25 protein-coding genes are annotated in these 23,818 nt (G+C 64.5%); 9 read left to right on the top strand and 16 right to left on the bottom strand.

What is annotated here, in order from left to right; all coding sequences use genetic code 11:
* Positions 1-293: 293 nt before the first annotated feature.
* Positions 294-740 (bottom strand): hypothetical protein, encoded by a 447-nt coding sequence (locus ESZ60_RS13780; protein WP_245155702.1) that lies wholly within the window; start codon positions 738-740, stop codon positions 294-296.
* A gap of 133 nt (positions 741-873) precedes the next feature.
* Here ESZ60_RS13780 and rimO point away from each other — a divergent pair, with 133 nt between their 5' ends.
* From rimO to ettA, 3 genes are all read left to right on the top strand, one after another.
* Positions 874-2,241, top strand: a complete 1,368-nt coding sequence (gene rimO / locus ESZ60_RS13775) for a 30S ribosomal protein S12 methylthiotransferase RimO (protein WP_167620153.1) — start codon at positions 874-876, stop codon at positions 2,239-2,241.
* A 91-nt stretch (positions 2,242-2,332) separates the two neighbouring features.
* Positions 2,333-3,190 (top strand): sulfotransferase family protein, encoded by an 858-nt coding sequence (locus ESZ60_RS13770; protein ID WP_134681298.1) that lies wholly within the window; start codon positions 2,333-2,335, stop codon positions 3,188-3,190.
* Between the two features lie 77 nt (positions 3,191-3,267).
* A complete protein-coding gene (ettA, locus tag ESZ60_RS13765) occupies positions 3,268-4,923 on the top strand; it encodes an energy-dependent translational throttle protein EttA (RefSeq protein WP_134681297.1) in 1,656 nt (551 codons plus the stop codon).
* A gap of 67 nt (positions 4,924-4,990) precedes the next feature.
* Here the strand turns inward: ettA and ESZ60_RS13760 are convergent, their stop codons facing one another.
* From ESZ60_RS13760 to ESZ60_RS13740, 5 genes are all read right to left on the bottom strand, one after another.
* Positions 4,991-5,752 (bottom strand): ABC transporter permease, encoded by a 762-nt coding sequence (locus ESZ60_RS13760; protein WP_134681296.1) that lies wholly within the window; start codon positions 5,750-5,752, stop codon positions 4,991-4,993.
* The gene (locus tag ESZ60_RS13755; protein ID WP_134681295.1) at positions 5,749-6,690 is read right to left on the bottom strand and encodes an ABC transporter ATP-binding protein; all 942 of its coding nucleotides are present in this window, start codon (positions 6,688-6,690) and stop codon (positions 5,749-5,751) included. Before ESZ60_RS13755 ends, ESZ60_RS13760 begins: the two co-directional genes overlap by 4 nt.
* A gap of 68 nt (positions 6,691-6,758) precedes the next feature.
* On the bottom strand, positions 6,759-7,532 hold the full coding sequence (locus tag ESZ60_RS13750; RefSeq protein ID WP_134681294.1) for a lysophospholipid acyltransferase family protein: 774 nt from the start codon (positions 7,530-7,532) through the stop codon (positions 6,759-6,761).
* Positions 7,532-8,422, bottom strand: coding sequence for a cell division protein FtsX (locus ESZ60_RS13745; protein WP_167620155.1), 891 nt, complete (start codon positions 8,420-8,422; stop codon positions 7,532-7,534). Before ESZ60_RS13745 ends, ESZ60_RS13750 begins: the two co-directional genes overlap by 1 nt.
* Positions 8,423-8,457: 35 nt before the next feature.
* Positions 8,458-9,132 carry a cell division ATP-binding protein FtsE gene (locus tag ESZ60_RS13740; RefSeq protein WP_134681292.1) on the bottom strand — a complete coding sequence of 225 codons (675 nt, stop codon included), beginning with the start codon at positions 9,130-9,132 and terminating at the stop codon, positions 8,458-8,460.
* Between the two features lie 126 nt (positions 9,133-9,258).
* On the opposite strand from ESZ60_RS13740, the gene ESZ60_RS13735 reads away from it, so the two are divergent.
* Positions 9,259-10,071 carry a zinc-ribbon domain-containing protein gene (locus ESZ60_RS13735; protein WP_134681291.1) on the top strand — a complete coding sequence of 271 codons (813 nt, stop codon included), beginning with the start codon at positions 9,259-9,261 and terminating at the stop codon, positions 10,069-10,071.
* A 1-nt stretch (position 10,072) separates the two neighbouring features.
* On the opposite strand, the gene ESZ60_RS13730 is transcribed toward ESZ60_RS13735, so the two are convergent.
* The 5 genes from ESZ60_RS13730 to argH form a co-directional block, all read right to left on the bottom strand.
* Positions 10,073-12,586: a DUF4175 domain-containing protein gene (locus ESZ60_RS13730; protein WP_134681290.1), complete on the bottom strand. Its 2,514-nt coding sequence runs from the start codon at positions 12,584-12,586 to the stop codon at positions 10,073-10,075.
* Between the two features lie 70 nt (positions 12,587-12,656).
* Positions 12,657-13,922, bottom strand: coding sequence for a diaminopimelate decarboxylase (lysA, locus tag ESZ60_RS13725; protein WP_134681289.1), 1,266 nt, complete (start codon positions 13,920-13,922; stop codon positions 12,657-12,659).
* Positions 13,922-14,197: a DUF2834 domain-containing protein gene (locus ESZ60_RS13720; RefSeq protein ID WP_134681288.1), complete on the bottom strand. Its 276-nt coding sequence runs from the start codon at positions 14,195-14,197 to the stop codon at positions 13,922-13,924. The genes lysA and ESZ60_RS13720 overlap by 1 nt, the downstream gene beginning before the upstream one ends.
* Positions 14,178-14,330: a hypothetical protein gene (locus tag ESZ60_RS20790; RefSeq protein ID WP_167620152.1), complete on the bottom strand. Its 153-nt coding sequence runs from the start codon at positions 14,328-14,330 to the stop codon at positions 14,178-14,180. The genes ESZ60_RS13720 and ESZ60_RS20790 overlap by 20 nt, the downstream gene beginning before the upstream one ends.
* Positions 14,327-15,736, bottom strand: coding sequence for an argininosuccinate lyase (gene argH / locus ESZ60_RS13715; protein WP_134681287.1), 1,410 nt, complete (start codon positions 15,734-15,736; stop codon positions 14,327-14,329). The genes ESZ60_RS20790 and argH overlap by 4 nt, the downstream gene beginning before the upstream one ends.
* 23 nt (positions 15,737-15,759) lie before the next feature.
* On the opposite strand from argH, the gene ESZ60_RS13710 reads away from it, so the two are divergent.
* Positions 15,760-16,305 (top strand): TlpA disulfide reductase family protein, encoded by a 546-nt coding sequence (locus ESZ60_RS13710; RefSeq protein ID WP_167620151.1) that lies wholly within the window; start codon positions 15,760-15,762, stop codon positions 16,303-16,305.
* On the opposite strand, the gene ESZ60_RS13705 is transcribed toward ESZ60_RS13710, so the two are convergent.
* Positions 16,283-16,864 carry a DNA-3-methyladenine glycosylase I gene (locus tag ESZ60_RS13705; RefSeq protein ID WP_134681286.1) on the bottom strand — a complete coding sequence of 194 codons (582 nt, stop codon included), beginning with the start codon at positions 16,862-16,864 and terminating at the stop codon, positions 16,283-16,285. The two genes, ESZ60_RS13710 and ESZ60_RS13705, sit on opposite strands and share 23 nt — an antisense overlap.
* A gap of 92 nt (positions 16,865-16,956) precedes the next feature.
* Here ESZ60_RS13705 and ESZ60_RS13700 point away from each other — a divergent pair, with 92 nt between their 5' ends.
* From ESZ60_RS13700 to phbB, 3 genes are all read left to right on the top strand, one after another.
* Positions 16,957-17,784 (top strand): EAL domain-containing protein, encoded by an 828-nt coding sequence (locus ESZ60_RS13700; RefSeq protein ID WP_134681285.1) that lies wholly within the window; start codon positions 16,957-16,959, stop codon positions 17,782-17,784.
* Positions 17,785-17,920: 136 nt separating this feature from the next.
* Entirely contained in the window at positions 17,921-19,096 is a 1,176-nt protein-coding gene (locus tag ESZ60_RS13695; protein WP_134681284.1) for an acetyl-CoA C-acetyltransferase, read from the top strand.
* An 82-nt stretch (positions 19,097-19,178) separates the two neighbouring features.
* Complete coding sequence (phbB, locus tag ESZ60_RS13690) at positions 19,179-19,904, top strand: beta-ketoacyl-ACP reductase (RefSeq protein ID WP_134681283.1); 726 nt, start codon at positions 19,179-19,181, stop codon at positions 19,902-19,904.
* An 83-nt stretch (positions 19,905-19,987) separates the two neighbouring features.
* On the opposite strand, the gene ESZ60_RS13685 is transcribed toward phbB, so the two are convergent.
* The 3 genes from ESZ60_RS13685 to ESZ60_RS13675 form a co-directional block, all read right to left on the bottom strand.
* A complete protein-coding gene (locus ESZ60_RS13685) occupies positions 19,988-20,152 on the bottom strand; it encodes a YdcH family protein (protein ID WP_134681282.1) in 165 nt (54 codons plus the stop codon).
* Between the two features lie 71 nt (positions 20,153-20,223).
* The gene (locus ESZ60_RS13680; RefSeq protein ID WP_134681281.1) at positions 20,224-20,982 is read right to left on the bottom strand and encodes a tRNA1(Val) (adenine(37)-N6)-methyltransferase; all 759 of its coding nucleotides are present in this window, start codon (positions 20,980-20,982) and stop codon (positions 20,224-20,226) included.
* A complete protein-coding gene (locus tag ESZ60_RS13675; protein ID WP_134681280.1) occupies positions 20,969-21,184 on the bottom strand; it encodes a putative signal transducing protein in 216 nt (71 codons plus the stop codon). Before ESZ60_RS13675 ends, ESZ60_RS13680 begins: the two co-directional genes overlap by 14 nt.
* Before the next feature lie 75 nt (positions 21,185-21,259).
* Here ESZ60_RS13675 and ESZ60_RS13670 point away from each other — a divergent pair, with 75 nt between their 5' ends.
* Positions 21,260-22,261, top strand: a complete 1,002-nt coding sequence (locus tag ESZ60_RS13670) for a polyprenyl synthetase family protein (protein WP_134681279.1) — start codon at positions 21,260-21,262, stop codon at positions 22,259-22,261.
* A gap of 64 nt (positions 22,262-22,325) precedes the next feature.
* On the opposite strand, the gene ESZ60_RS13665 is transcribed toward ESZ60_RS13670, so the two are convergent.
* On the bottom strand, positions 22,326-23,765 hold the full coding sequence (locus tag ESZ60_RS13665; RefSeq protein ID WP_134681278.1) for an ammonium transporter: 1,440 nt from the start codon (positions 23,763-23,765) through the stop codon (positions 22,326-22,328).
* Between the last annotated feature and the right edge of the window lie 53 nt (positions 23,766-23,818).

The raw sequence follows: 23,818 nt of genomic DNA, 5'->3' as shown, positions 1-23,818 counted from the left end.
GGTCACGTTCACTCATCATCACCCATCCCATGCCCGTTCTCCGACTCTGGCCCAGATGCTTCAGCCGGGAAACTGTGACATTCCTGAATTGCCAATGTGAGACATTTTAGCATTGCGGCTATATTTGCGGGTGACGAATTCCGGGATTATGACGCCCGGCACAGGGAAACTCGGCTAAAAAAGTGTACTGGCCCAGAGTTTTCAAAGCGAATCGAGAGGCCAAGATTAGTCGCCCCTGCGATTCGACGGGCCAGGGCGATCGCATCCTTAAGGCAGCGGAAAATTCCCGACTTCTATTTGGCACAAAGCTTGGTCTGCGGGTCCAAGGCAACATATTGCTTGGCCGTGATCTTGTGCATTTTCAGTGAATGTTTCCATTCGCTGTTCCATTTGCGCAGGATTCCGTTGCGATAGTAATGCGCCATCAACTGATCGACGATGGGCGGGATGATCTGGGTGTTCGGAATGCGGGGCGCGTGAAAGCCCACGGTGGCCCCGCGCCCAAGGCAGGCATTCGGCATGGTGATCAGCATGGTGCAGGCCGAACGGCAATAGCCCCGGATCTCGACCGGCCGACCGCTGCGCTCGAGTTGCTGGCGGCGCTGCGCCATTTGCAGCACGTTTCCACCCTTGTCATTGGCGATGACGATGGGCTTGCCGCTCGGGCGGGCATGCGCCTCTGGCGGGGCCATGAGGGCAAGGGACATCAGCAAGGCAAGACTGGCGAGGATCCGATTCATATGAACGCGCATGGTTGTGAAGCTTTCCCGCGATATGCCCAGTGGAACGCCCAAGGCGAAATGACGTTCCGGTGTCCGGGCAATAAGCCGCTTATGGCTTAACAAGCGCGCCGCGCCGCACTATATGGCGCCGATGACCCAGAACCCGCCCCTGCTTCGCCCCGATCTAGCCCCCAGCCCGATCTTCGATACGACGCGAAGGGATGGGCAACCCACGATTGGCATGGTCAGCCTTGGCTGTCCCAAGGCCCTTGTCGACAGCGAGCGCATCCTGACGCGCCTTCGCGCCGAGGGTTATGCGATCAGCCCCGATTACAAGGGCGCCGGCGCGGTCATCGTGAATACCTGTGGTTTCCTCGACAGCGCCAAGGCGGAAAGCCTTGCCGCCATCGGCGAGGCGCTGGCAGAAAACGGCAAGGTCATCGTCACCGGCTGTCTTGGTGCGGAACCGGAATATATCACGGGCGCGCATCCTTCCGTTCTGGCCGTAACCGGCCCGCAGCAATACGAGCAGGTGCTGGACGCCGTGCATGGCGCGGTGCCGCCTAGCCCGGATCCGTTCATTGACCTGCTGCCGGCCTCGGGCGTCAGCCTGACGCCGCGCCATTACAGCTATCTGAAGATCTCGGAAGGCTGCAACCACGCCTGCAAGTTCTGCATCATTCCCGACATGCGCGGGAAGCTGGTCAGTCGCCCCGCCCATGCGGTCATCCGCGAGGCCGAAAAGCTGGTCGAGGCGGGCGTACGCGAGTTGCTGGTCATCAGCCAAGACACCTCGGCTTACGGTCTCGACCGCAAATTCGCGACCGAGCGTGGCCACCGCGCCCATATCACCGACCTCGCCCGCGATCTGGGCAGCTTGGGCGCATGGGTCCGCCTGCATTACGTCTATCCCTATCCGCATGTCCGCGACCTGATCCCGCTGATGGCAGAGGGGCTGGTGCTGCCCTATCTGGACATCCCCTTCCAGCACGCCCATCCCGATGTGCTCAAGCGCATGGCCCGCCCGGCGGCGGCAGCGAAGACGCTGGACGAGATCCAGGCCTGGCGCTCGGCTTGCCCGGACATCACGCTGCGATCGACTTTCATCGTCGGCTATCCCGGCGAGACCGAAGAGGAGTTCCAGACCCTGCTCGACTGGCTCGACGAGGCGCAACTGGATCGCGTCGGCTGCTTCCAATACGAAAACGTCAAGGGCGCGCGCGCCAATGACCTGCCCGACCATATCCCGGACGAGGTCAAGCAGGACCGCTGGAATCGCTTCATGGAAAAGGCCCAAGGCATTTCCGAAGCTAAGCTGGCCGCCAAGGTCGGCCAACGCATCGAGGTGATCGTCGACAGCGTGGACGCGGATGGCGCGACCTGCCGGACCAAGGCCGACGCGCCGGAAATCGACGGCAACCTCTTCATCGACGAGAGTTTCGAGGCGCTGAAGCCCGGCGACATCGTCAGCGTGACGGTGGATGAGGCAGGCGAATACGACCTCTGGGGCAGGCTATGAACAATCGCACGCGTCCGGTGATTGACGTCTTTTCCGATTGATGCGCCTGCCTTAACACTGTCTCGCAAGAGGCAGGCACAAGGGCAGGCGCATGAATTGGGACCCCAAGGGCAGACCCCGCAAACCGGATTTCCTCGGCATCGGGGCGCAGAAGGCGGGAACCACCTGGCTGTCGCAGATGCTGTCCCAGCGCGAGGATATCTGGACCCCGCCCTTCAAGGAGGTCCAGTTCTTCAACCACCGCTATGTCGAGGAGCACCGCCAATGGCTGCCTTGGCATTTCAAGCGCGCCAAGCAGAATATCCAGAAGCGCTGGGAGGCCAGCGGCGAGGAGATGCCCGATGACCTGCGCCGCTATCTGAACCGTGTCACGCGCGAGCCCATGTTCACCAATCACTGGTACAAGATGGTCTTCGCCCCCGCCCCCGAAGGCGCCCGGACGCTGGACATCACCCCCGAATACTCCACCCTCCCCGAAGAGGGCGTGGAATTCGTCGCGAAATTCCTGCCCGAGGCGAAGTTCATCTATATCATCCGCCATCCGGTCGATCGCGCCGTCTCGCAGCTCAAGATGAATCTCACGCGAAAGCGGCGCAAACCCGGATCGGTCGAGGAATGGCTTGCCGAGGTCGAGGACCCGGTCCTGACCGATCGCGGCGATTACATGACCTATGTGCCGCGCTGGAACGCGCATTTCGGGCCGGACCGGCTGCTATACCTGCCGTTTGGCGTCATCGCCCGTGACCCGCTGGGCTTTCTGCGCCGGGTGGAATCCTTTCTCGGCCTTACCCCGTTTGACTATCGCGATGTGGGCAAGAAGGTCTTTGCCTCGGACAATGCGCTGGTGGTGCCGAACGAGGCCCGCGCCCGGCTGCGCGAAAAGCTCGAATCGCAGTTCGGCTTTCTCGACACGACCTTCGGCAAGGACTTCACCGCGCAGTTCCGCTAGGCCCGGCCTTTCCCTTTGGCCACCACTGCACTACATAGCGGCCAAACCCATACAGATTTCATGAACGAGGAATGATCATGGCCTCCTACCAGTATGTCTATCACATGGACGGGGTGTCCAAGACCTATCCCGGCGGGAAGAAGGTGTTCGAGAACATCCACCTGAACTTCCTGCCCGGCGTCAAGATCGGCGTCGTCGGCGTCAACGGTGCCGGTAAGTCCACCCTGCTCAAGGTGATGGCGGGCATGGACAAGGACTTCCAAGGCGAGGCTTGGGCCGCCAAGGGCGCCAAGGTCGGCTACCTGTCGCAGGAACCTTATCTGGACCCCGCGCTGAACGTGCGGGCCAACGTCATGGAAGGCGTCGCCGCCAAGCAGGCCAAGCTCGACCGTTACAACGAGTTGGCGATGAACTATTCGGACGAGACCGCCGACGAGATGGCGCGTCTGCAGGACGAGATCGACGCCGAGAACCTGTGGGATCTCGACAACCAAGTCGATATCGCGATGGAAGCCCTGCGCTGCCCGCCGGATGATGCCGATGTCGAGACCCTGTCGGGCGGTGAGCGCCGCCGCGTCGCGCTGTGCAAGCTGCTGCTCGAAGCGCCCGACATGCTGCTGCTCGACGAACCGACCAACCACTTGGACGCGGAAACGATCGCCTGGCTGCAAAAGCACCTGATCGAATATAAGGGCACGATCCTGACCGTGACCCACGACCGCTACTTCCTCGACGATATCACGACGTGGATTTTGGAACTGGAACGCGGCCGCGGCATCCCGCACGAGGGCAACTATTCCAGCTGGCTGGACGCGAAAGCCAAGCGCATCGCCCAAGAGGCGCGCGAGGACAAGTCCAAGCAGAAGGCGATGGAAAAGGAACTGGAATGGATCCGCGCCGGTGCGAAAGCCCGTCAGGCGAAATCCAAGGCCCGTATCGCTGCCTATAACAAGATGGCCGACGAATCGGTCAAGGAACTGGTCGGCACCGCCCAGATCGTTATTCCGCACGGCCCGCGCCTTGGCAACAAGGTCATCGAGGTCGAGGGCCTGAAGAAGCACATGGGCGACAAGCAACTGATCGAGAACCTCTCGTTCAGCCTGCCGCCGGGCGGCATTATCGGCGTGATCGGCCCGAACGGCGCCGGTAAATCGACGCTGTTCAAGATGCTGGTCGGGCAAGAGCAGCCCGATGAAGGTACCGTCACCATCGGCGATACCGTCAAACTGTCCTTCGTCGACCAGTCGCGCGACAGCCTCGATCCGAACAAAACCGTCTGGGAGGAAATTTCGGGCGGCGCCGAGATGATCGAACTGGGCGATGCGCAGGTTTCCAGCCGCAACTATGTCGGCTCGTTCAACTTCAAGGGCGGCGACCAGCAGAAGAAAGTCGGCCTGCTTTCGGGTGGTGAACGCAACCGCGTCCACATGGCGAAACTGCTGAAATCCGGCGGCAACGTCCTGCTCCTCGACGAACCGACCAACGATCTGGACGTTGAAACCCTTCAGGCGCTGGAAGCGGCGATCGAGAATTTTGCCGGCTGCGCGATCATCATCTCGCACGACCGCTTCTTCCTTGACCGTCTCTGCACGCATATCCTCGCCTTCGAGGGCGATGCCCATGTCGAGTATTTCGAGGGCAACTTCGAGGATTACGAGAAAGACAAGATCCGCCGCCTCGGCCCGGATTCGGTCGAACCCAAGCGCGTGAAGCACAAGAAATTCACCCGCTGATCGCTGAAAACAGAAACGCCGACCGGATCGCTCCGGTCGGCGTTTTTCTTTGCCCGCTTCGCAGCCTCTATTCGCGCAGCCGCCAGCCGGTCAGGAAGATCCAGCGGATCGCGACAAGGCAGACCACGATCATCAGCGCGACCGCGACCAGCGACAGGCCCACCGGCACGTCGGCCAGGTCGAAGAAGGCCCAGCGGAAGCCCGAGATCAGGTAGAGGACCGGGTTGAGCTTGGCGACCGCCTCCCAGAAGGGCGGCAGCATCGAGGCCGAATAGAAGGCCCCGCCAAGAAAGACCAAGGGCGTGATCACCATCATCGGCACGATCTGCAATTGCTCGAAGCTTTTCGCCCAAAGCCCGATGATGAAGCCCAGAAGCGAAAAGCCGATGGCGGTCAGGAACAGGAAGGCGAACATCCAGAACGGATGCGCAATGTGAACGCCGTTGAACCAGAAACTGGTGAGCAGGATCACCAGGGCAATCATCACCGCCTTGGTGGCGGCAGCGCCGACAAAGCCCAGCGTGACCTCGATCCAGCCGGTGGGCGCGACCAGATATTCATAGATCGTGCCTGAGAATTTCGGGAAATAGATCCCGAAGCTGGCATTGCTGACCGATTGCTGCAGGACCGTCAGCATCATCAGCCCCGGCACGATGAAGGCGCCGTAAGCCACGCCCTCGACCGATTGGATGCGCCCGCCGATGGCCGCGCCGAAGACGACGAAGTAAAGCACCGTGGACAGGACCGGCGAGGCGAGGGACTGCCAGACGGTGCGGAAGAAACGGTCCATTTCATGGCCAAAGATGGCCCGGACGGAATGCCAGTTCATGCGCGCACCTCCCGGGGCTCATCGGCAACAAGGGACATGAAAATTTCCTCAAGGCTGCTTTGCGTGGTCGCGACATCCCGCACGGCGATTCCCTGCTCGGTCAGATCTGCCAACAGGCGCGCTATCCCGGTGCGATCGGCATTGGCATCGTAATCATAGCCAAGCTGCATTCCGTTCTCGGCCAGAACCAGCCCTCGCGCGGCAAGGGAAGGCGGCAGGATGCTCAGCGGCTCGTAAAGGTCGATGGTCAGACGCTTCTTGCCGAATTCCCCCATGAGTTCCGCCTTGGGCTTCACCAAGAGGATCTCACCCTTGTTGATGACGCCGATGCGGTCGGCCATATCCTCGGCCTCTTCGAGGTAATGCGTGGTCAGGATGATCGTCACGCCCTGCTTGCTGAGTTCGCGCACGACCTGCCACATCTCGCGGCGCAGCGTCACGTCCACCCCCGCCGTCGGCTCGTCGAGGAACAGGACCTTGGGCCGGTGCGACAGCGCCTTGGCGATCAGCACGCGGCGCTTCATGCCGCCCGAAAGCTCGCGGGTGCGGGCGTCGCGCTTGTCCCAAAGGGACAGGCTACGCAGCAATTCCTCGACATAGGCATCATCCGGGCCCTCGCCATAAAGGCCGCGAGTAAAGCGCACGCAGTCGATGACCTTTTCAAAAGGTTCCAGCAGGATCTCTTGTGGAACAAGGCCGATCAGCTTGCGGGCCTCGCGCCAATGGGTGCGGATGTCGTGGCCTCCGACCCGGACCGTCCCGCCGCTTGGCGTGACGAGACCGCAGATGATCGAGATCATCGTCGTCTTGCCCGCACCGTTCGGACCAAGAAGGGCGAGGATCTCGCCCTCTTCGATGCTCAGCGAGACATCGTTCAGTGCCGGAGTGCCGCTGCCGTAGCGCTTGGAGAGATGGTCGATCTCGATGATGGCGCTCATGCCGCCCTCCTGTATTGTCGCCGGCCTTCCGAGATAGGAAGCGCGCAGGCCCGCCGCAATGCGCGCGATCAGTTTCCGTTCAAAGCCTTCTGCCCGCCTGCCGCCTCGAACAACCGCAGACTGGCGGGCTCGATCATCTCGGCCAGAAGCGGCAGGACCACCTCGGGCGGATCGCCGGCCGGGATCACCGGCAGGAACTCGACCACCGCCGTGCCGCGCCGGATCGGGTAGCCGCGCTTGGGCCAGAACATGCCGCAATTCACCGCGACGGGCATGACCGGAAGCCCGGTCTCGCGCTGGACGACGGCGACGCCCTGCTTGTAGGGCGCGGTGCTGCCGGGTTTTGTACGGGTGCCCTCGGGGTAAAAGATCAGCTGCCCTAGGCCGCGCGGACTCGCCTGGGCGCCCTGCACCTCGGCGATGATCTGGCGCATCGCATCCTTGCCGCGCGAGCGGTCGATCGGGATGCAGCCGACCTTGCGGGCGAACCAGCCCATGACGGGGACATTCATCACCTCGCGCTTCATGACGAAGGCGCGGCGCGGGCTGGCCTGCGCGATGGCAAGGATGTCGAGGAAGCTCTGATGCTTGGCCGCGATCAGCAGGTCGCCCGCCGGGCGGGTGCCGCGAAACTCGACCTTGACGCCGCAGATGATGCGCGCGCCCCCCATCATGAGCCAGAGCCAGCGATCGCCCGTGCGATTGGCGTTGGCCGGATCGATCAGCGTGCCGGGCAGGCCGATCAGCCCGACCAGCGCCGTGGCGATCACGGCATAGACATAGAAGATCGCCGTCCGGACCCAGTCGAGGATCGAGGCGGGGCGCGGCTGATAGGCGTCCATCAGCGCACCTCGCCCAGCATCCGCAGCGCGGCGGCGCGGGTCGCTGCAAAGCCGATCGCGGCCGCGGCGACCGGGATCAGCAGGGGCCAGAACCACGAGGCCCCCTGAAAACCGAGGCCCGTCAGAAAGCCGCCCGCCTCATCGACCGCAGGCAATGCCCAGATCGCCGCCATGCCCAGCAGCGTGCCAAGCGCCGCGCCCGCGGCTGCCCGCCGGGTGAAGCGGCGCACGAAGGCCGTGGCGATGGTGATGTCGCGCGCCCCGATCAGGCGCAGCACCTTGATCACCTGCCCGTTCGCCGCCAGCGATGCCTTGGCCGCCAGGGTGATCATCGCCGCCGAGGCCGCGCCGATCAGCACCAGCGAGAAGAGCCCCAAGAGGCGCAGCCGAGACGCCGCGGCCACCAGCGGCGCGCGCCAGCCGGTATGGTCGTCCAGCACCGCGCCGGGGGCCTCGCCCTCGAGGCGCAGCCGCAGCGCCTCGGCATCCAGCCCGTCGCGGTTTTCGGTGACCTCGATCAGGCGCGGGACAGGCAGGGCCTCGACGGGGACATCCGGGCCGAACCAGGGCTCGAGCAGCTTTTCCACCTCGGGATCGGCCAGCAGGCGAGAGCTCGCCACGCCGGGCGTGGTCTTGAGCACTTCCATCACGGTCACGGTCTGGTCGTCGATCTGCTCGGGCGGGGCCGAGACGCGGATCGTCATGCTTTGCGCCAGCTCCGAGGACCAGCGTTCCGCCAGCCGACCCGTCGCCAGCGCCAGCGCCAGTGCGAAGACCGCCAGAAAGGCCATCGCGGCCGCGGCAAAGACCGTCAGTTGCGCGGTGAATCCGGTGGGCGGCACGACCCGGTCGGTTCCCGCGTTATCGGGGCGCGTCAGGCCGCGCCACAGGCTCGAAAGATCAAGTTTCGTCCGTTCGCGTCTGGTCAAAGGTCAGCTCCCGCAAGTTGCAGCCGCCGTCCGGCGATGCGCAGGACACGCGCCTGCACATGCTGCTTGGCGGCGCGGATCAGGTTCAGGTCATGGGTCGCAAACAGCACCGACTTGCCGGAATGGTTCAGTTCGATCAGCAATTCCAGAAGCCGCATCGACATGTCCCAGTCAAGGTTTCCCGTGGGCTCATCGGCGATGATCACATCGGGCGACATGATGACCGCCCGCGCCAAAGCCGCGCGCTGCCGCTCGCCGCCCGACAGTTCCGGCGGCAGGGCGCGGCTGGCCTGGCTCAGTTGCACCCATGACAAGAGGTCGCTGATCGATTGCATGTCCACGGCCTGGCCCGCGACGATCTGCGGCAGGGCGATATTCTCGGCGACCGGCAGGTGGTCGAGGAATTGCGTGTCCTGGTGCACCACGCCGACCCGGCGGCGCAGCGCCGCGATGCGGTCGCGGTCCAGCGTCGCGACATCCTCGCCAAAGGCCGACATCCGCCCCGAACTTGGCAGCAGATCGGCATAGCAGAGCCGCAGGAAGGTGGTCTTGCCCGAGCCGGATGGCCCGGTCAGGAAATGAAATGATCCCGGCTGCAAGGTCAGGGACAAATCGGTCAGCAGCGGCTCGCTTCCACTGTAGCCGAAGGACAGGTTCTGCATCTCGATCACTTGGACCCCCTTCCGTCCGGGCTTCTTGGCCTACGGTTCGCGGCTTGATAGAACAGTCCGACGACGAATGCGAGACGCAGGCTTTGACAAGCGCCTGCGCCCGACGGCCCCGAAAGAGACCCGAGAATGCGCCTGACCTGCCCAAGCTGCGCTGCCCAATACGAAATCCCGGATTCCGCGATCCCCGCGGCGGGGCGCGAGGTCGAATGTTCCGCCTGCGCCGAGGTGTGGTTTCAGCCCGGCGCGGCCGAGCCCGCGTCGCCGGGAGCGAACACGGCCGTTTACGACGCCGCAGACCGCCCGGTGCTGAACCAGCCCTTGAACGAGTCCGTCCTGTCGATCCTGCGCGAGGAAACCGCCCGCGAACTCGCCCGGCGCGGCGGAAATGGCACCAAGCCGGAACCGGACCGCGAATCGGGTCTGTCCCGGCCGGATGACATCGCATGGCCGGTTGCCACCGTGATCCTGCCCGGTGAACCGCTTGCGCCCGATGCCCCCGCGCCCGAGGAAGCAGCCACGCCCAGCCTTCCTGCCCGGACAGATGGTGACAAGACGCTTCCCCAGAAGCCCGCCCTGCCCGATGCCGAGCGGCTGGCGGCGACCCTGCTGCGCAAAGAGGTCGTTCTGCCCGCCACGGAAAGACCGATACCGGCCGAGACCGTGATCCTGGAGCCCTCCCCGCCGACCCCGTCCTTGCCCGTCCGTCCCGCGCCCGCCGTCCGGGCTGAAACAGAAACCCGCTCGGGCTACATGATGGGATTCTGCCTTGCACTGATGCTCGCGGCGGCATGTCTTGGCCTTTACCTGCTGACGCCGAAACTGGCCGAGCAGCGGGGGCTCGAAGCGCTTGGACATTGGCGGCAGGAAATCGACCAGGGCCGGATCTGGCTGGCCCAGCAGGCGCAAGCCCTGACCGCTTTGCTGGGGCTGGGCCGCTAGGTCAGAAATCCCCCAACAGCCGACCAAGATAGTCGCGCTCGTCACGCGGCCGCTCGCGCTCGCCGCTGCGGCGGCGGATCTCGTCCTGCAGATCGCGGGCCCGGCGCGCCGGATCTCCGCCCTGGGCAAGTTCATTGCCGGTCGAAAGTTGCCCGCCATTCCCCTCGGTCGAGCGCCCCAGGGGGTCGGTCTGGGGCGGGCGGCGAAACGCCTCGGCCAGTCCGCGTTGCCCGCTGCCTTCGGCCGAAGGCCCCTCGGGGCCGTTCTCCTGGCTGCCTTGCTGGGGCTGGCCCTCCTGCCCGGCCTGCTGGTTCTGGGCATTCATCTCGCCCAGGGCACGCATCCCTTCGCGCATCTGTTGGATCGCCTGCGCCTGACGATCCATCGCGCCCGCCTGATCGCCCTCGCGCAGGGCCTGCTCGGCCTCTTCCATGGCGCGGCCCGCCTCATCGAGGCTGCGCCGGGCCTGATCGCCCTGAGGCGTGCCGCGACCGGGCATCAAGCCGCGCTGCTGGCCAAGATCCTCGCGCAATTCGCGCTGGCGGTCGGCCAGTTCCTGATTCTGCGGACCACCCTGACCCTGCTCGCCGCCAGGCTGCCACTGGCCGTATTGGTCCTGCATCTGGCGCATGGCCTCATCGGCAAGCTCCTGCTGCTCGCGCAAGGTATCGGCCAGCCGGTTCATCGGTCGTTGCCGGCCCTGCCCCTCTCCGCCCTCACCTTGGGTCACCTTCATGTTCTGCATCATGCGGTTGAACTGATCCAGCAATTGCTGAGCCTCGGCCATGCGGCCCTCGTTCATCAGGCGCTGGATCTCGTCCATCATCTGCTGGATCTGGTCGCCAGTGATCTGCTGGCCCTGCTGCTGCGGCGAGCGGTCGAATTTCTCGGACGGATCCTCGTTCTGCTGCTGGGCAAGCATCTCGGTATAGGCATCGGTCGCCTCGCGCAGCTCATCCATCAGGCGCTGGATTTCGTCGGGGCTCGCACCGTTGCGGATCGCCTCGGAAAGCCGCTCCTGCGCCTGCTGCATCCGCTCGAGCGCATCGGCCAAGCCGCCATCCTCCAGCGCCACGGCCGCGTCCCACAGGACCTGCGCCAGCCGGTTGCGGGCCTCGTCGCTGAGCGGCCCGGCCTCGAGCGTGCCGATCACGCCGCGCAGCCCTTCGGCAAGGCCCGGATCCATGAAGCCGTCGGGCTGCCAGCTTGCCGCGCGCAGGATCTCGGCGCTGCGGGGCGCGTTCTCGCGCGACCAGAGCAGGTCGCGCCGGGTCTCGATCAGCGCCGCGGCAAGCGGGTCGAAGAAGCGTCGGCCCGGCAAGATCATCTTGACCGGGGCCGAGCTGCCCTTCTGCGCGATCCCGTCCATGACCTCCAGCGAGACGGTGACCGGCAGGTTCGCCCAAGGGTGGCGGGAAAGATCGGTGACGAGCTGGCCGCGCACGTCCTTGCGGCTGCCGGTGGCCATCAGCGGCAGCTCGACCTCTATCGCGGGGCGGTTCTCGGGCGGCGTCGCCAGCCCGAAGCGGCGGTCGATGGCCGACATGTCGATCGCGACCACGGCCTTGCCCTCGGTCACGCCATTGTCGTCGGCGGCGGTGAAGGGCTGCAGGAAGCGGCCATCGGCGCGACGCTCGGGAGCGACGACCGGCTCGACGGTCGGGGGCGCGTCGGGGATCACGGTGATGACGAATTCGCGCCCGGCAAGGCGCAGCAGCCCGTCCTTCTCGGCAGTGAATTCCGGGGCATGCGGGTCGGTGGCCGGAAGCTGCGAGCCGATGCTCTGCTCGATCGCCGCGCCCTCGCCATAGAGCCGGAAGCTGAGCTTCGAGCCCTTCGGCAGGGTCAGCACCTCGCCCTCGGGCAGCGCGTTCAGGTAGATCGCCGGGCGTCGGGTATAGGCGGGCGGCTCGGCCCAGCCCTCCCATGAGGGGCCGATGCCGGGCCCGGGCTGGGTCGGGCCGCTCGGCCGCAGCGTCGCGCCAAGCGCCGCGATGCCCTGCCCGAAGCGGCCGGCCGGGGCGAAGAGCAGGGTCATGGCCAGCGCCACGAGGCCCACGAGCCGCAGCGCCACCGGATCGCGCCAGCGCAGCCGCGCATCGGGCAGGACCGGGCGCGCCGCCCGGGCCGCGCGCCGCATCTGAGCCTGGTGCGCCTGCCACAGCGCCAGCGCCCCGTCATCGCCCTTGCCGATGGTCAGGTCATCGCGCAGCGCCGAAAGCGGCTTGCCCTGCAGGGTGGCATCGACCCGGGCCCGCGCCCGCGCGCGGGTCGGGCGGTGAAACCTCCGGACACCCCGGATCGTGGCCCAGGCGATGGCCAGCGCCGCGACCAGCATGAGCCAGGTGAGGCTCTGGCGGGCCAGCAGCTCGGTCGCGCCGAAGGCGAGCGCAGTGAAGCTCGCGGCAAGGACCACGCCCAGGGGCCAGAAGGCATGGGACAGCGCTTCCCACCACATGCCGAGCCGGGTCAGTTCGACCGCATATCGGACATGGGATGGGTCGCGCCCGGTCATGGGGCGCGCCGGAAAGTCTGCGCCCCCGCGGGCGGATGCCCCCGGGCGGCGCGGTCTCGGATGGGAATGCTTACAACCATTCCGGAATGGTATCGCGTCCCAGCATTTCCTCAAGCGTCGGTCGCGCCCGAATGACGGCGAATTGATCCCCGTTCACCAGAACCTCGGGGACGAGGGGCCGGGAATTGTATTCCGAGGCCATCACCGCGCCATAAGCCCCGGCCGAGCGCAGGGCGACGAGATCCCCTGCCCCCAAAGCAGGCAGTTCGACCGCCTTCTCGAACGTGTCGCCGGTCTCGCAGACCGGGCCGACCACGTCATAGGGCGCGACGGCGGCACCCGGGGCCTGCTCGGCGACCGGGACGATGTCGTGATGCGCGGAATACATGGCGGGGCGAATCAGGTCGTTCATCGCCGCGTCGAGGATCAGGAAGTCGCGCCCCTCGCCTTCCTTCAGGTAGATCACCGAGGACAGCAGGATGCCCGCATTGCCCGAGATATTGCGCCCCGGCTCGATCTCGATCTCGCAGCCAAGATCGCCGACCGCGTCGCGGATCACCTTGCCGTATTCGATCGGCAAAGGCGGCGCATTGTTGTCGCGACGATAGGGAATGCCGAGGCCGCCCCCCATGTCGAGGCGGCGGATGTCGTGCCCGTCGGCGCGCAGCGCGCGGGTCAGTTCGGCCATCTTGGCATAGGCCAGGCGGTAGGGTTCCAGATCGGTCAACTGGCTGCCGATATGCATGTCGATACCGACGACCTCGATCCCCGGCAGGGCAGCGGCGCGGGCATAGACCTCGCGGGCTTTGGCAATCGGAATGCCGAATTTGTTTTCCGATTTGCCGGTCGCGATCTTTTCATGGGTCTTCGCGTCAACATCCGGGTTCACGCGGACAGCAATCGGCGCGCGCAGGCCCATCGAGGCCGCGACTTCCGAAAGCAATTCCATCTCGGGTTCGGATTCGACGTTGAACTGGCGGATGCCGCCCTCCAGCACCATGCGCATCTCGGCCGCGGTCTTGCCGACGCCCGAAAAGACGATGCGTTCGCCCGGCACGCCCGCCGCCTTGGCCCGGGCATATTCGCCCGCCGAGACGATATCCATGCCCGCGCCCAGATCGCCCAGCACCTTCAAGACGGCCAAATTCGAGTTCGACTTGACCGCGAAGCAGACAAGGTGATCGGTCCAGTCAAGCGCCTGCTGGAACAGCTTGAAATGGCGGGTCAGGGTCGCGGTCGAATAGACATAGACCGGGGTGCCGACCTCGGCCGCGATGCGGGTCAGGGGCACGTCCTCGGCATGAAGCACGCCATCGACGTAATTGAAGTGATCCATCAGGTGATCCTGCGAGAGCGGATGAAAAGATAAAGCGGCAGCGCAGAGCCGATGCCTAGCGCCAACGCAGGAAAGGTAAGGAAAGCCGCCCAGTTGCGGCGCACCATCGTCTCGACCATGCACCAGAGGCCAAGGGCGATCTGGGCCACGATCTCGGTCCCCGAGGCGCTCTGCCACAGGGTCTCGCCCCGCCACAGCGCCACGCCCGCGCCTATAGCGGCAAGCGCCAGCCAGACCAGCCGCAGCGGCGTCAGATCAGAGCGACGAGACGACACCGACGCGCGCCTCTCCGCTGAAATGAACGCCCGGCTCAGACGGCTCGGGGCGGGTCGGAGGACCGTCCACGCCGCAAGCCGCCAATGTCGCCAGCATCAGCGCAACAAGCGCCAGCAGCATCGTTTGGGTCATGCTTTTTCCCCAAGAAGCTCGGTCCAGCGTGCGATCTGGGCGCGGACCTGCACGGGCGCGGTGCCGCCATAGGACATGCGCGAGGCGACGGAATTATGCACGCCCAGCACGTTGAAAATATCCTCGGTGATCGCCGGATTGACCGATTGCATCTGTTCCAGCGTCAGTTCCGGCAGATCGACGCCCGATTTCTCGGCTATTGCAACCAGCGCGCCGGTGGCGTGGTGGGCATCGCGGAAGGGCAGCCCCGCCTCGCGCACCAGCCAATCGGCCAGATCCGTCGCGGTCGAGAAGCCCGAACCGGCGGCCGCTTCCAGCCGGTCGCGATTGGCGGTCAGGTCCGACAGCATCCCGGTCATCGCGGCGAGCGCGATCATCAGGTTATCGGCGGCGTCGAAAACCTGCTCTTTGTCTTCCTGCATGTCCTTGGAATAGGCCAGCGGCAGGCCCTTCATCACCACGAACAGCGCGACGGCAGCCCCCAGAATCCGCCCGATCTTGGCGCGGATCAGTTCGGCGGCATCGGGGTTCTTCTTCTGCGGCATGATCGACGAGCCGGTCGAGAAGCGGTCCGACATGGTCACGAAACGGAACTGCGCCGAGGACCAGATCACCAGCTCTTCGGCGAGGCGCGACAGGTGGACGGCGCAGATCGCCGCGCTCGACAGGTATTCCAGCGCGAAATCACGGTCGCTGACGGCGTCGAGGCTGTTCGCCATAGGCCGGTCGAAGCCCAGCGCCTCGGCGGTCGCGTGGCGGTCGATCGGGAAACCGGTCCCGGCCAGAGCCGCCGCGCCCAGCGGGGATTCGTTCATGCGCTTGCGGGCATCGCGGAAGCGCGACAGGTCCCGGCCAAACATCTCGACATAAGCCATCATATGATGGCCCCAGGTCACCGGCTGCGCTGTCTGCAGATGGGTGAAACCGGGCATGACCCAATCCGCGCCCTTCTCAGCTTGGCCTAGCGCGGCCCGGATCAGCGCGTCGAGGCCCTCAATTGCGGCGTCGCATTGGTCGCGCACCCAAAGGCGGAAATCGGTCGCAACCTGGTCATTGCGCGAACGCGCGGTATGCAGCCGCCCCGCCGGTTCGCCGATGATCTCTTTCAGGCGCGATTCCACATTCATGTGAATGTCTTCCAGCGCGGTCGAGAACGGGAAGCCGCCCTTCTCGATCTCTGACAAGACCGTGAGAAGGCCTTCCCCGATCGCCTCGGCATCGCTACTGCTGATGATGCCTTGTGCGGCCAGCATCGCCGCATGGGCGCGGCTGCCCCGGATATCCTGGGCATAGAGCCGCTGGTCGAATCCGATCGAGGCGTTGATTGCCTCCATGATCGCGTCCGGCCCGGCGGCGAAACGTCCACCCCACATCTGGTTGGCGGTGCTGGCGGGCTGCTCGGTCATGGCTGGTCCTTCGGGGGGATGAAATGCTGCGTTCGTTGGTTCTTTATACGGCCCTGCTCATCGGTGCAAACTCGGCCTTGGCCGGGGAAATCGACTGGCAGGCCTTCAAGGACGGCGCGCTTGCGAAACTGTCACAGACCGAACCGGCCCCGGCCCCAGAGACCGAATTCACCGACCCCGAAGGCGGCACCCATTCGCTGAAGGATTATCGCGGCAAGGTCGTGCTGCTGAACTTCTGGGCGACATGGTGCGCCCCCTGCCGCGAGGAAATGCCCTCGCTCGACGCCCTGCAAGCCGAGTTGGGCAGTGAGGAGTTTCAGGTCGTGGCCATTGCTGCGGGCCACAACCCCCCGCCCGCGATCAAGAAATTCCTGACCGAAGCAAAGGTCGAGAACCTGCCCGTTCTTCTCGACCCGCGCCAGACGCTCGCCCGCGAGATGGGCGTGATGGGCATGCCCGTGACGGTGCTGATTGACCGCGAAGGCCGCGAGATCGCAAGGCTGATCGGCGGCGCCGATTGGTCCTCTGATGCTGCCAAGGCCCTGATCAGGCAGGCGACAGCGCCCTGACCTTGGCATGGCTTGGGCAGGTCGCGATATGGTCGTTCACCAGCCCACAAGCCTGCATGAAGGCATAGGTGATGACCGGCCCGCAGAATTTGAAACCGCGCTTCTTGAGTTCCTTGGCCATGGCCTCGGATTCGGGGGATTTCGCGGGGATGTCGGCAAGGCTCGCGCGGCTTTGCTGCAGCGGCTTGCCCCCGACGAAGGACCAGATGAAGGGCGAGAAGCCCTCGGCGGCCTCGATCTCCAGATAGGCGCGCGCGCCGGTCACGGTTGCCTCGATCTTGCCGCGATGGCGGATGATGCCGGGATTTTGCAGGGCGCGGGCGATTTCAGCCTCGCCCCAAGCCGCGACGCGCTCGGGATCGAAACCCTCGAAACATTCGCGAAAGGCGTCGCGCTTGCGCAGGATGGTGATCCAGCTCAGCCCCGCCTGAAACCCGTCGAGGACCAGTTTTTCCCAAAGCGCGCGCGAATCGTATTCCGGCACGCCCCATTCGTCGTCGTGATAGGCGACGTAGATCGGGTCGGTGCCACACCAGCCGCAGCGCGCCTTTTCGGTCATGATCCGTTAACCTCAAGCTGAGAAACCTGCCCGGTTTTACCTGATCTTAGGAGATGAAGGCCAGAGTTTCCGGGACGACAGGAGCTTTGGTCATGACAGAACAATTCGAGACCCGACCGGAATTCGGCTCGCCGCTGGATTTCGCCATCGACCAGAAATCACGCATGACCATGGCCACGGTGCGACGCGCGGTCGAGCGGGGCGACGCGGTGCTGGCCTATCAGCCGGTGGTGCAATCCGAACGGACCGAACTGACCGCATTTCACGAAGGGCTGATCCGGATCATCGACGAGACCGGGCGCATCGTGCCGCTGCGCGATTTCATGGCACTGGCGGAAACGACGGAACTGGGGCGTCAGATCGACTGCCTGTCCCTGTCACTTGGACTACGCGCGCTGGCCGATGAGCCGTCACTGCGCCTCTCGATCAACATGTCGGCCCGATCGATCGGCTATCCCGCCTGGCTGCGGCTCTTGCGCGAGGGAATCGGCAAGGACCCCCGGCTGGCGGAAAGGCTGATTCTCGAAGTCACCGAAAGCTCGGCCATGGGACTGCCCGAGGTGGTCGGACCCTTCATGCATGAATTGCAGTCCCAGGGCGTCAGTTTCGCGCTGGATGATTTCGGCGCGGGCTATACTTCATTCCGCTATCTGCGCGATTTCTGCTTTGACATGATCAAGATCGACGGGCAGTTCATCCGCGAGATTGCCCTGCAGCGCGACAACCAAGTTCTGGCCCGCGCACTCCAGTCCATCGCCCATCACTTCGACATGTTCACCGTGGCCGAGGCCGTGGAAACCGCTGATGACGCGGCTTTTCTGATCGATATGGGCGTCGATTGCATGCAGGGCTATTATTTCGGCGCTCCGACCATCGTGCCGCCATGGCGCGCCCCAAATGCCCGGGCCGAACGCGGGTGACCGGGGCAGAAGCCCAGAAACCCGGCGGCGTCCCAAGGCCGGACCTGCGCGTTTCCTGACCACTTGACGTTACGGCACATTCCCGAAACTGTCGGCCCCGACCCAGCCATTCAGGGATCGTTGGAAGGAGTCTGACATGACCAAAGCCGTAATCGTGGCCGCCGCGCGAACGCCCGTGGGCAGCTTTCTCGGGGGTTTCGCCAATACGCCGGCCCATGAACTCGGAGCCGTGGCGATCAGAGCCGTGCTGGAGCGCGCAGGCATTGACGCGGCCGAGGTCTCCGAAACCATTTTCGGTCAGGTGCTGACCGCCGCCCAAGGCCAGAACCCCGCGCGCCAAGCGCATATCGCGGCGGGCCTGCCCAAGGAATCGCCCGCCTGGCTGATCAATCAGGTCTGCGGCTCGGGGCTGCGCACCGTCGCATTGGCCGCTCAGCAGGTGATTCTGGGCGATGCCAGCATCGTCGTCGCGGGCGGGCAGGAATCCATGTCGCTTGCGACCCATGCCGCCTATATCCGCGCCGGCCAGAAAATGGGCGATATGAAAATGCTCGACACGATGATCCGTGACGGGCTCTGGGACGCGTTCAACGATTACCACATGGGCCAGACCGCCGAGAATGTGGCTGCCAAATGGGAAATCTCGCGCGCCGCTCAGGACGAATTCGCCGTCGCCTCGCAAAATAAGGCCGAGGCCGCGCAGAAGGCTGGCCGTTTCGCAGATGAGATCGCCCCGGTCACGGTCAAATCGCGCAAGGGCGACATTGTCATCGACGCGGATGAATATATCCGCCACGGCGCGACGATTGAGGCGATGGCGAAGCTGCGCCCCGCCTTTACCAAGGAGGGCACTGTCACGGCCGGGAACGCCTCGGGCCTGAATGACGGCGCGGCGGCGCTGATCGTGATGTCCGAGGATGAGGCGGCGCGGCGCGGACTGACTCCCTTGGCGCGTATCGCGTCTTATGCCACGGCGGGCGTCGATCCCTCGATCATGGGCAGCGGCCCGATCCCGGCAAGCCGCATGGCGCTGAAAAAGGCAGGCTGGTCAGTGGCCGATCTTGATCTGGTCGAGGCGAACGAGGCCTTTGCCGCCCAGGCCTGCGCCGTCAACAAGGACATGGGCTGGGATCCGGCGATCGTGAACGTGAATGGCGGCGCGATCGCGATCGGCCACCCGATCGGCGCCTCGGGCGCGCGGATCTTGAATACGCTGCTGTTCGAGATGAAGCGCCGCGACGCGAAAAAGGGCCTTGCCACGCTCTGCATTGGCGGCGGCATGGGCGTCGCGCTCTGTGTCGAACGGCCGTAACAAGAGTGGCGCGCAATTATCTTGCGCGCCGATCTTCCTTACGATTACATAAATTCTCGGCCGAATTCCTGAGGGGGGACAGATGGCAAGGATTGCATTGGTAACTGGCGGCTCGCGTGGCATCGGCGCGGCCATTTCGAAAGCATTGAAAGCTGCGGGCTATGAGGTTGCCGCAAATTACGCAGGGAATGACGATGCCGCGCGCGCCTTTACCGAAGAGACCGGGATCAAGACCTTCAAATGGTCGGTCGCGGATTATGATGCCTGCGTTGCGGGCATCGGCCAGGTCGAAGAGGAAATGGGCCCGATCTCGGTGCTGGTGAACAATGCCGGCATCACCCGCGACGGGATGTTCCACAAGATGACGCCCGCGCAATGGAAGGAAGTCATCGACACCAATCTGACCGGCCTTTTCAACATGACCCATCCGGTCTGGAGCGGGATGCGCGACCGCAAATTCGGCCGCGTGATCAATATCAGCTCCATCAACGGCCAAAAGGGTCAGGCCGGGCAGGCGAATTACTCTGCGGCCAAGGCGGGCGATATCGGCTTCACCAAGGCCCTGGCGCAGGAAGGCGCCCGGGCGGGTATCACCGTGAATGCGGTCTGTCCGGGCTATATAGGAACCGAAATGGTCCGCGCGATCGACGAGAAGGTCCTGAACGAACGGATCATCCCGCAAATCCCGGTGGGTCGCTTGGGCGAACCGGAGGAAATCGCACGCTGCGTGGTGTTTCTGGCCTCGGAGGATGCGGGCTTCATCACCGGCTCGACGATCTCCGCCAATGGCGGGCAGTATTTCGTCTGATTCGCTTGTGCGAAACAAGAACGGCCCGCATCACTGTGCGGGCCGTTTTCCGTCTGAAATCCGTGTCGATGATCCGGCGACGCCTAATGCGTCAGGCGCGTGATCTCCTCCTTGAGGCGCAACTTTTCCTTTTTCATTTTTGCGATCGAAAGATCGTCCATTCCGGGGCAGCGCGCGGCGGCCTCGATCTGATCGGAAAGTGACTGATGTTTGCGGCGAAGCTCCTGAACATGGGATTCAACCGTCATTGTCGTCCTCCTCTTGGATTGATCGAACGAGATCGGATTGCATCACAGAATCGTCGCAATGTCATCGGAAATTACCCCTCCCGGAGGTTGAGTGCGACACCCTGCCTCAGGACGGCGTGAGCCCGCTCGGTCAGATCCTCGCCATCGGTCAAATGTGACGGTTTTGCATGCATGACAAAGGGGAAAAGCAGCCGCGAAGGTGCTCTCGCGCCCTTGCGGGCCTGAACGATCACACGCCCCGCCTCACGCCCTTGCCGCGCGCTGACTGGCAGGATCGTGATCCCCCCGGCGCGGTCCGAAAGCGCGCCCAGAATGCCAGCGAGCCGGTCGGCGCGGTGAATCACCGTCAGGCTTCCGCCCGGCTTGAGACGGCGCAACCCGGCGTCGATCCAGACGGTCAGGGGCGTATCTTCATGCCGCGCCGTGCCGCGACCATCCTCGGCCGCGACCGTCCCGCCGCTGAAATAGGGCGGATTGGCGATGACATGGTCGAAATTCTCGGCCTTGAGCGCAGGTGGCATCAGGGCAAGATCGCCCTGAAAGATCCGCGCCTGAAACCCGTTGGCCGCCGCATTCTCGCGCGCCAGATCGGCGTATGCGGGTTGGAGTTCCAGACCGGCAAGGGCCAATCCGGGCACGCGCGCCGCGACGCAGAGCAGCGCGACCCCTGCCCCGCAGCCCAGTTCCAGAACGCTTTCGCCCGGCGCGGCGGGACAGGCGGCCGCCAGCATTACCGCATCTGCCCCCGAGCGGTATCCGGCAGCGGGCTGAAGAATATGGACCTGCCCCCCCAGAAACTGGTCCTTGCGGACCTGATCAAAGCCCATCATCGATTTCATTATCGCGCAGGATGGCGCGGGCCATGAAATGATGACGGTCGGCAACCATCAGCCGGCGCGGAAGCACGCCCAGCGACCCCTCGAGAATGCTCATATGTTCATCAAGCGCGAAGCTCGCGATGCCTTCTGCCGCCAGCAGATCGGCGACGCGGGTGATCAGAAGCGGATTGGTGGTGCGAATGAGTTCCTTCATCGGCTCAAAGGGTACGGGGCTGTTGCGCCTGTGTCCATGGCATGGCAATGGCTTGCGAATGAAAGGGAATGGCAGATGGGCATGAACGAAAACGTCTCGAAGCCGCTGGATCGGCTTTCCTCTGAACTGGCCGATGACATGGCGGCCGTCAATGCACTGATCCGCGAGCGGATGGCGAGCCGCCACGCACCGCGCATTCCCGAAGTGACGGCGCATCTGGTCGAAGCGGGCGGAAAGCGCTTGCGCCCGATGCTGGTTCTGGCTGCAGCCCGGCTCTGCGGCTATCAGGGCGATAGCCATGTCCTGCTGGCGGCTGCGGTCGAGTTCATCCATACCGCGACGCTGTTGCATGACGATGTGGTCGATGAAAGCCAGCAGCGGCGCGGTCGCCCGACCGCGAACCTGCTCTGGGACAACAAGTCCAGCGTGCTGGTCGGCGATTATCTGTTCGCCCGCAGCTTCCAGCTCATGGCCGATACCGACAGCATGGAGGTGATGCGCATTCTCGCAAATGCCAGCGCCACCATCGCCGAGGGCGAGGTGCTGCAGCTGACCGCGGCGCAGGATATCTCGACCAGCGAGGACACTTATATCCAGATCGTGCGCGGCAAGACCGCCGCCTTGTTCTCGGCCGCGACCGAGGCTGGGGCGGTGGTCTCGGATGTGAATGCCGATGTGCGGCAGGCGCTGTTCGACTATGGCGATGCCTTGGGAATCGCGTTCCAGATCGTCGATGATCTGCTGGATTACGGCGGAGCGACCTCGACCATCGGCAAGAATGTCGGCGACGATTTCCGCGAGCGCAAGCTGACCTTGCCGGTGATCAAGGCGATTGCCGCCGCCGATGCGGATGAGCGCGACTTCTGGGAGCGCACCATCGGCAAGGGCCGCCAGAACGAGGGTGATCTGGAAACCGCGCTGGCGATCCTGAAGCAGCGCGGGGCGCTCGATGCCGCGCGGGCCGATGCCATCGCCTGGGCCCAGCGGGCCAAGGCTGCGCTGGATCTGGCTCCGGCCCATCCCCTGCGCGAGATCCTGTCCGACCTCGCGGATTACGTCGTCGCGCGGATCTCGTAATGCTCCGAGAAATATGAAAAAGCCCGGCTTGCGCCGGGCTTTTCCGTTTCAGACCCCCTGTCCCTCAGGCGTTATAGGCATTCTCGCCATGGGTGGTGATGTCCATGCCCTGGCGTTCGTCATTGGCGGTGACACGCAGGCCGATAACGGCCTTGACGATCATCAGCGCGACAAAGGACACCACGCCCGACCAGATCACGCAGACCACTACGCCCAGTGCTTGGGTAAAGACCTGGCCGCTGATCGAATAGGCTTCGGCCACGGCATTGGTCGAATAGTCCCAGATCCCCGAACCGCCCAGCGACGGAGCCGCAAAGACGCCGGTCAGGATCGCCCCGATGATGCCGCCCACGCCGTGGATGCCAAAGACGTCCAGGCTTTCGTCGATGCCCAGCTTGGATTTCAGGCTGACGACGAACCACATGCAGACGAAGCCCGCGACAAGACCGATCACGATCGCGCCCATCGGGCCGACGAAACCCGCCGCCGGGGTGATCCCGACGAGACCGGCGATTGCGCCAGACACGCCACCCAGAAGCGAGGGATGACCACGAAGCAGCCATTCGCCAAAGGCCCAGGCCAATGCGGCGGCGGCAGTCGCGACGACGGTGTTCAGGATCGCCATGGCGGCAATGCCGGTGGCTTCCATGTTCGAGCCGGCGTTGAAACCGAACCAGCCAATCCACAGCAGGCAACCGCCGAGGAAGGTGAAGGTCAGGTTATGCGGCGCCATCAGCTCCTTGCCGTAGCCAAGACGCGGGCCGACAACGAGGGCAGCGACCAGACCGGCGACGCCGGCATTGATATGGATGACCGTGCCGCCCGCGAAATCAAGGTCGCCATGGCTGAAGAGGAAACCGGCAGGCGCGGTATAGGCGCTCGGGCCGCCCCACCACCAGACCATATGGGCCATCGGCAGGTAGGAGAAGAAGAACCAGATCACGACGAAGAGCAGGATGGCCGAGAATTTCATCCGCTCGACCGTGGCGCCGACGATCAGCGCAGGCGCGATGCAGGCAAAGGCCATCTGGAACACGACAAAGACATATTCCGGCACGAAGACATTGGCCGAAAACGTCTCAGCCAGGCTCGAGGTGTTCACGCCCGCCAGGAAGGCTTTCGACAACCCGCCGATGAACGGGGTCAGCGCGGTGGCGTCCTCGGCCGAACCCGCGCCGGTGAAGGCCAGCGAATAGCCGAAACAGACCCAGAGCAGCGCCATCACGCAAAAGACGGTAAAGACCTGCATCAGCACCGACAGCATGTTCTTGGCACGAACCAGACCACCGTAGAACAGCGCAAGGCCCGGCACCGTCATCATCATCACGAGGATGGCAGAGATCATCATCCAGGTGGCGTCACCCTTGTCGACGATCGGCGCGACGGTTTCGACCGCCGCCGCCGCGGCCTCGGTTGCTTCCTGCGCCAGGCCCGGTGCGGCCAGCCCGACGAGCGGGAGGGCAAGCGCCGGGATCACTGGATTGATCGCGGTTAGTCTTTTCATGTTTCCTGCACCTTCTTTCTGCGTTCCAGCAGTTCCGTGTCGGAGCCAAGAAA

This window comes from Paracoccus ravus, assembly GCF_004522175.1.
Classification (GTDB): Bacteria; Pseudomonadota; Alphaproteobacteria; order Rhodobacterales; family Rhodobacteraceae; genus Paracoccus; species Paracoccus ravus.
Note: the sequence above shows the minus strand (reverse complement) of the source record. Positions and strands in the feature narration are given on the sequence as shown.

What these genes read in the sequence shown, in the direction of transcription:
- ESZ60_RS13705 (WP_134681286.1), bottom strand. Translation starts at nt 16,864, where the DNA reads ATGACCGAAAAGGCGCGCTGCGGCTGGTGTGGCACCGACCCGATCTAC.
- ESZ60_RS13730 (WP_134681290.1), bottom strand. Translation starts at nt 12,586, where the DNA reads ATGACCGGGCGCGACCCATCCCATGTCCGATATGCGGTCGAACTGACC.
- ESZ60_RS13755 (WP_134681295.1), bottom strand. Translation starts at nt 6,690, where the DNA reads ATGAGCGCCATCATCGAGATCGACCATCTCTCCAAGCGCTACGGCAGC.
- ESZ60_RS13710 (WP_167620151.1), top strand. Translation starts at nt 15,760, where the DNA reads ATGCTGCGTTCGTTGGTTCTTTATACGGCCCTGCTCATCGGTGCAAAC.
- ESZ60_RS13670 (WP_134681279.1), top strand. Translation starts at nt 21,260, where the DNA reads ATGGGCATGAACGAAAACGTCTCGAAGCCGCTGGATCGGCTTTCCTCT.
- ESZ60_RS13750 (WP_134681294.1), bottom strand. Translation starts at nt 7,532, where the DNA reads ATGGACGCCTATCAGCCGCGCCCCGCCTCGATCCTCGACTGGGTCCGG.
- ESZ60_RS13735 (WP_134681291.1), top strand. Translation starts at nt 9,259, where the DNA reads ATGCGCCTGACCTGCCCAAGCTGCGCTGCCCAATACGAAATCCCGGAT.
- ESZ60_RS13780 (WP_245155702.1), bottom strand. Translation starts at nt 740, where the DNA reads ATGAATCGGATCCTCGCCAGTCTTGCCTTGCTGATGTCCCTTGCCCTC.
- phbB (WP_134681283.1), top strand. Translation starts at nt 19,179, where the DNA reads ATGGCAAGGATTGCATTGGTAACTGGCGGCTCGCGTGGCATCGGCGCG.
- ESZ60_RS13760 (WP_134681296.1), bottom strand. Translation starts at nt 5,752, where the DNA reads ATGAACTGGCATTCCGTCCGGGCCATCTTTGGCCATGAAATGGACCGT.
- ESZ60_RS13665 (WP_134681278.1), bottom strand. Translation starts at nt 23,765, where the DNA reads ATGAAAAGACTAACCGCGATCAATCCAGTGATCCCGGCGCTTGCCCTC.
- ESZ60_RS20790 (WP_167620152.1), bottom strand. Translation starts at nt 14,330, where the DNA reads ATGACCCAAACGATGCTGCTGGCGCTTGTTGCGCTGATGCTGGCGACA.
- ESZ60_RS13695 (WP_134681284.1), top strand. Translation starts at nt 17,921, where the DNA reads ATGACCAAAGCCGTAATCGTGGCCGCCGCGCGAACGCCCGTGGGCAGC.
- ettA (WP_134681297.1), top strand. Translation starts at nt 3,268, where the DNA reads ATGGCCTCCTACCAGTATGTCTATCACATGGACGGGGTGTCCAAGACC.
- ESZ60_RS13680 (WP_134681281.1), bottom strand. Translation starts at nt 20,982, where the DNA reads ATGATGGGCTTTGATCAGGTCCGCAAGGACCAGTTTCTGGGGGGGCAG.
- ESZ60_RS13685 (WP_134681282.1), bottom strand. Translation starts at nt 20,152, where the DNA reads ATGACGGTTGAATCCCATGTTCAGGAGCTTCGCCGCAAACATCAGTCA.
- ESZ60_RS13675 (WP_134681280.1), bottom strand. Translation starts at nt 21,184, where the DNA reads ATGAAGGAACTCATTCGCACCACCAATCCGCTTCTGATCACCCGCGTC.
- ESZ60_RS13700 (WP_134681285.1), top strand. Translation starts at nt 16,957, where the DNA reads ATGACAGAACAATTCGAGACCCGACCGGAATTCGGCTCGCCGCTGGAT.
- rimO (WP_167620153.1), top strand. Translation starts at nt 874, where the DNA reads ATGACCCAGAACCCGCCCCTGCTTCGCCCCGATCTAGCCCCCAGCCCG.
- lysA (WP_134681289.1), bottom strand. Translation starts at nt 13,922, where the DNA reads ATGGATCACTTCAATTACGTCGATGGCGTGCTTCATGCCGAGGACGTG.
- ESZ60_RS13770 (WP_134681298.1), top strand. Translation starts at nt 2,333, where the DNA reads ATGAATTGGGACCCCAAGGGCAGACCCCGCAAACCGGATTTCCTCGGC.
- argH (WP_134681287.1), bottom strand. Translation starts at nt 15,736, where the DNA reads ATGACCGAGCAGCCCGCCAGCACCGCCAACCAGATGTGGGGTGGACGT.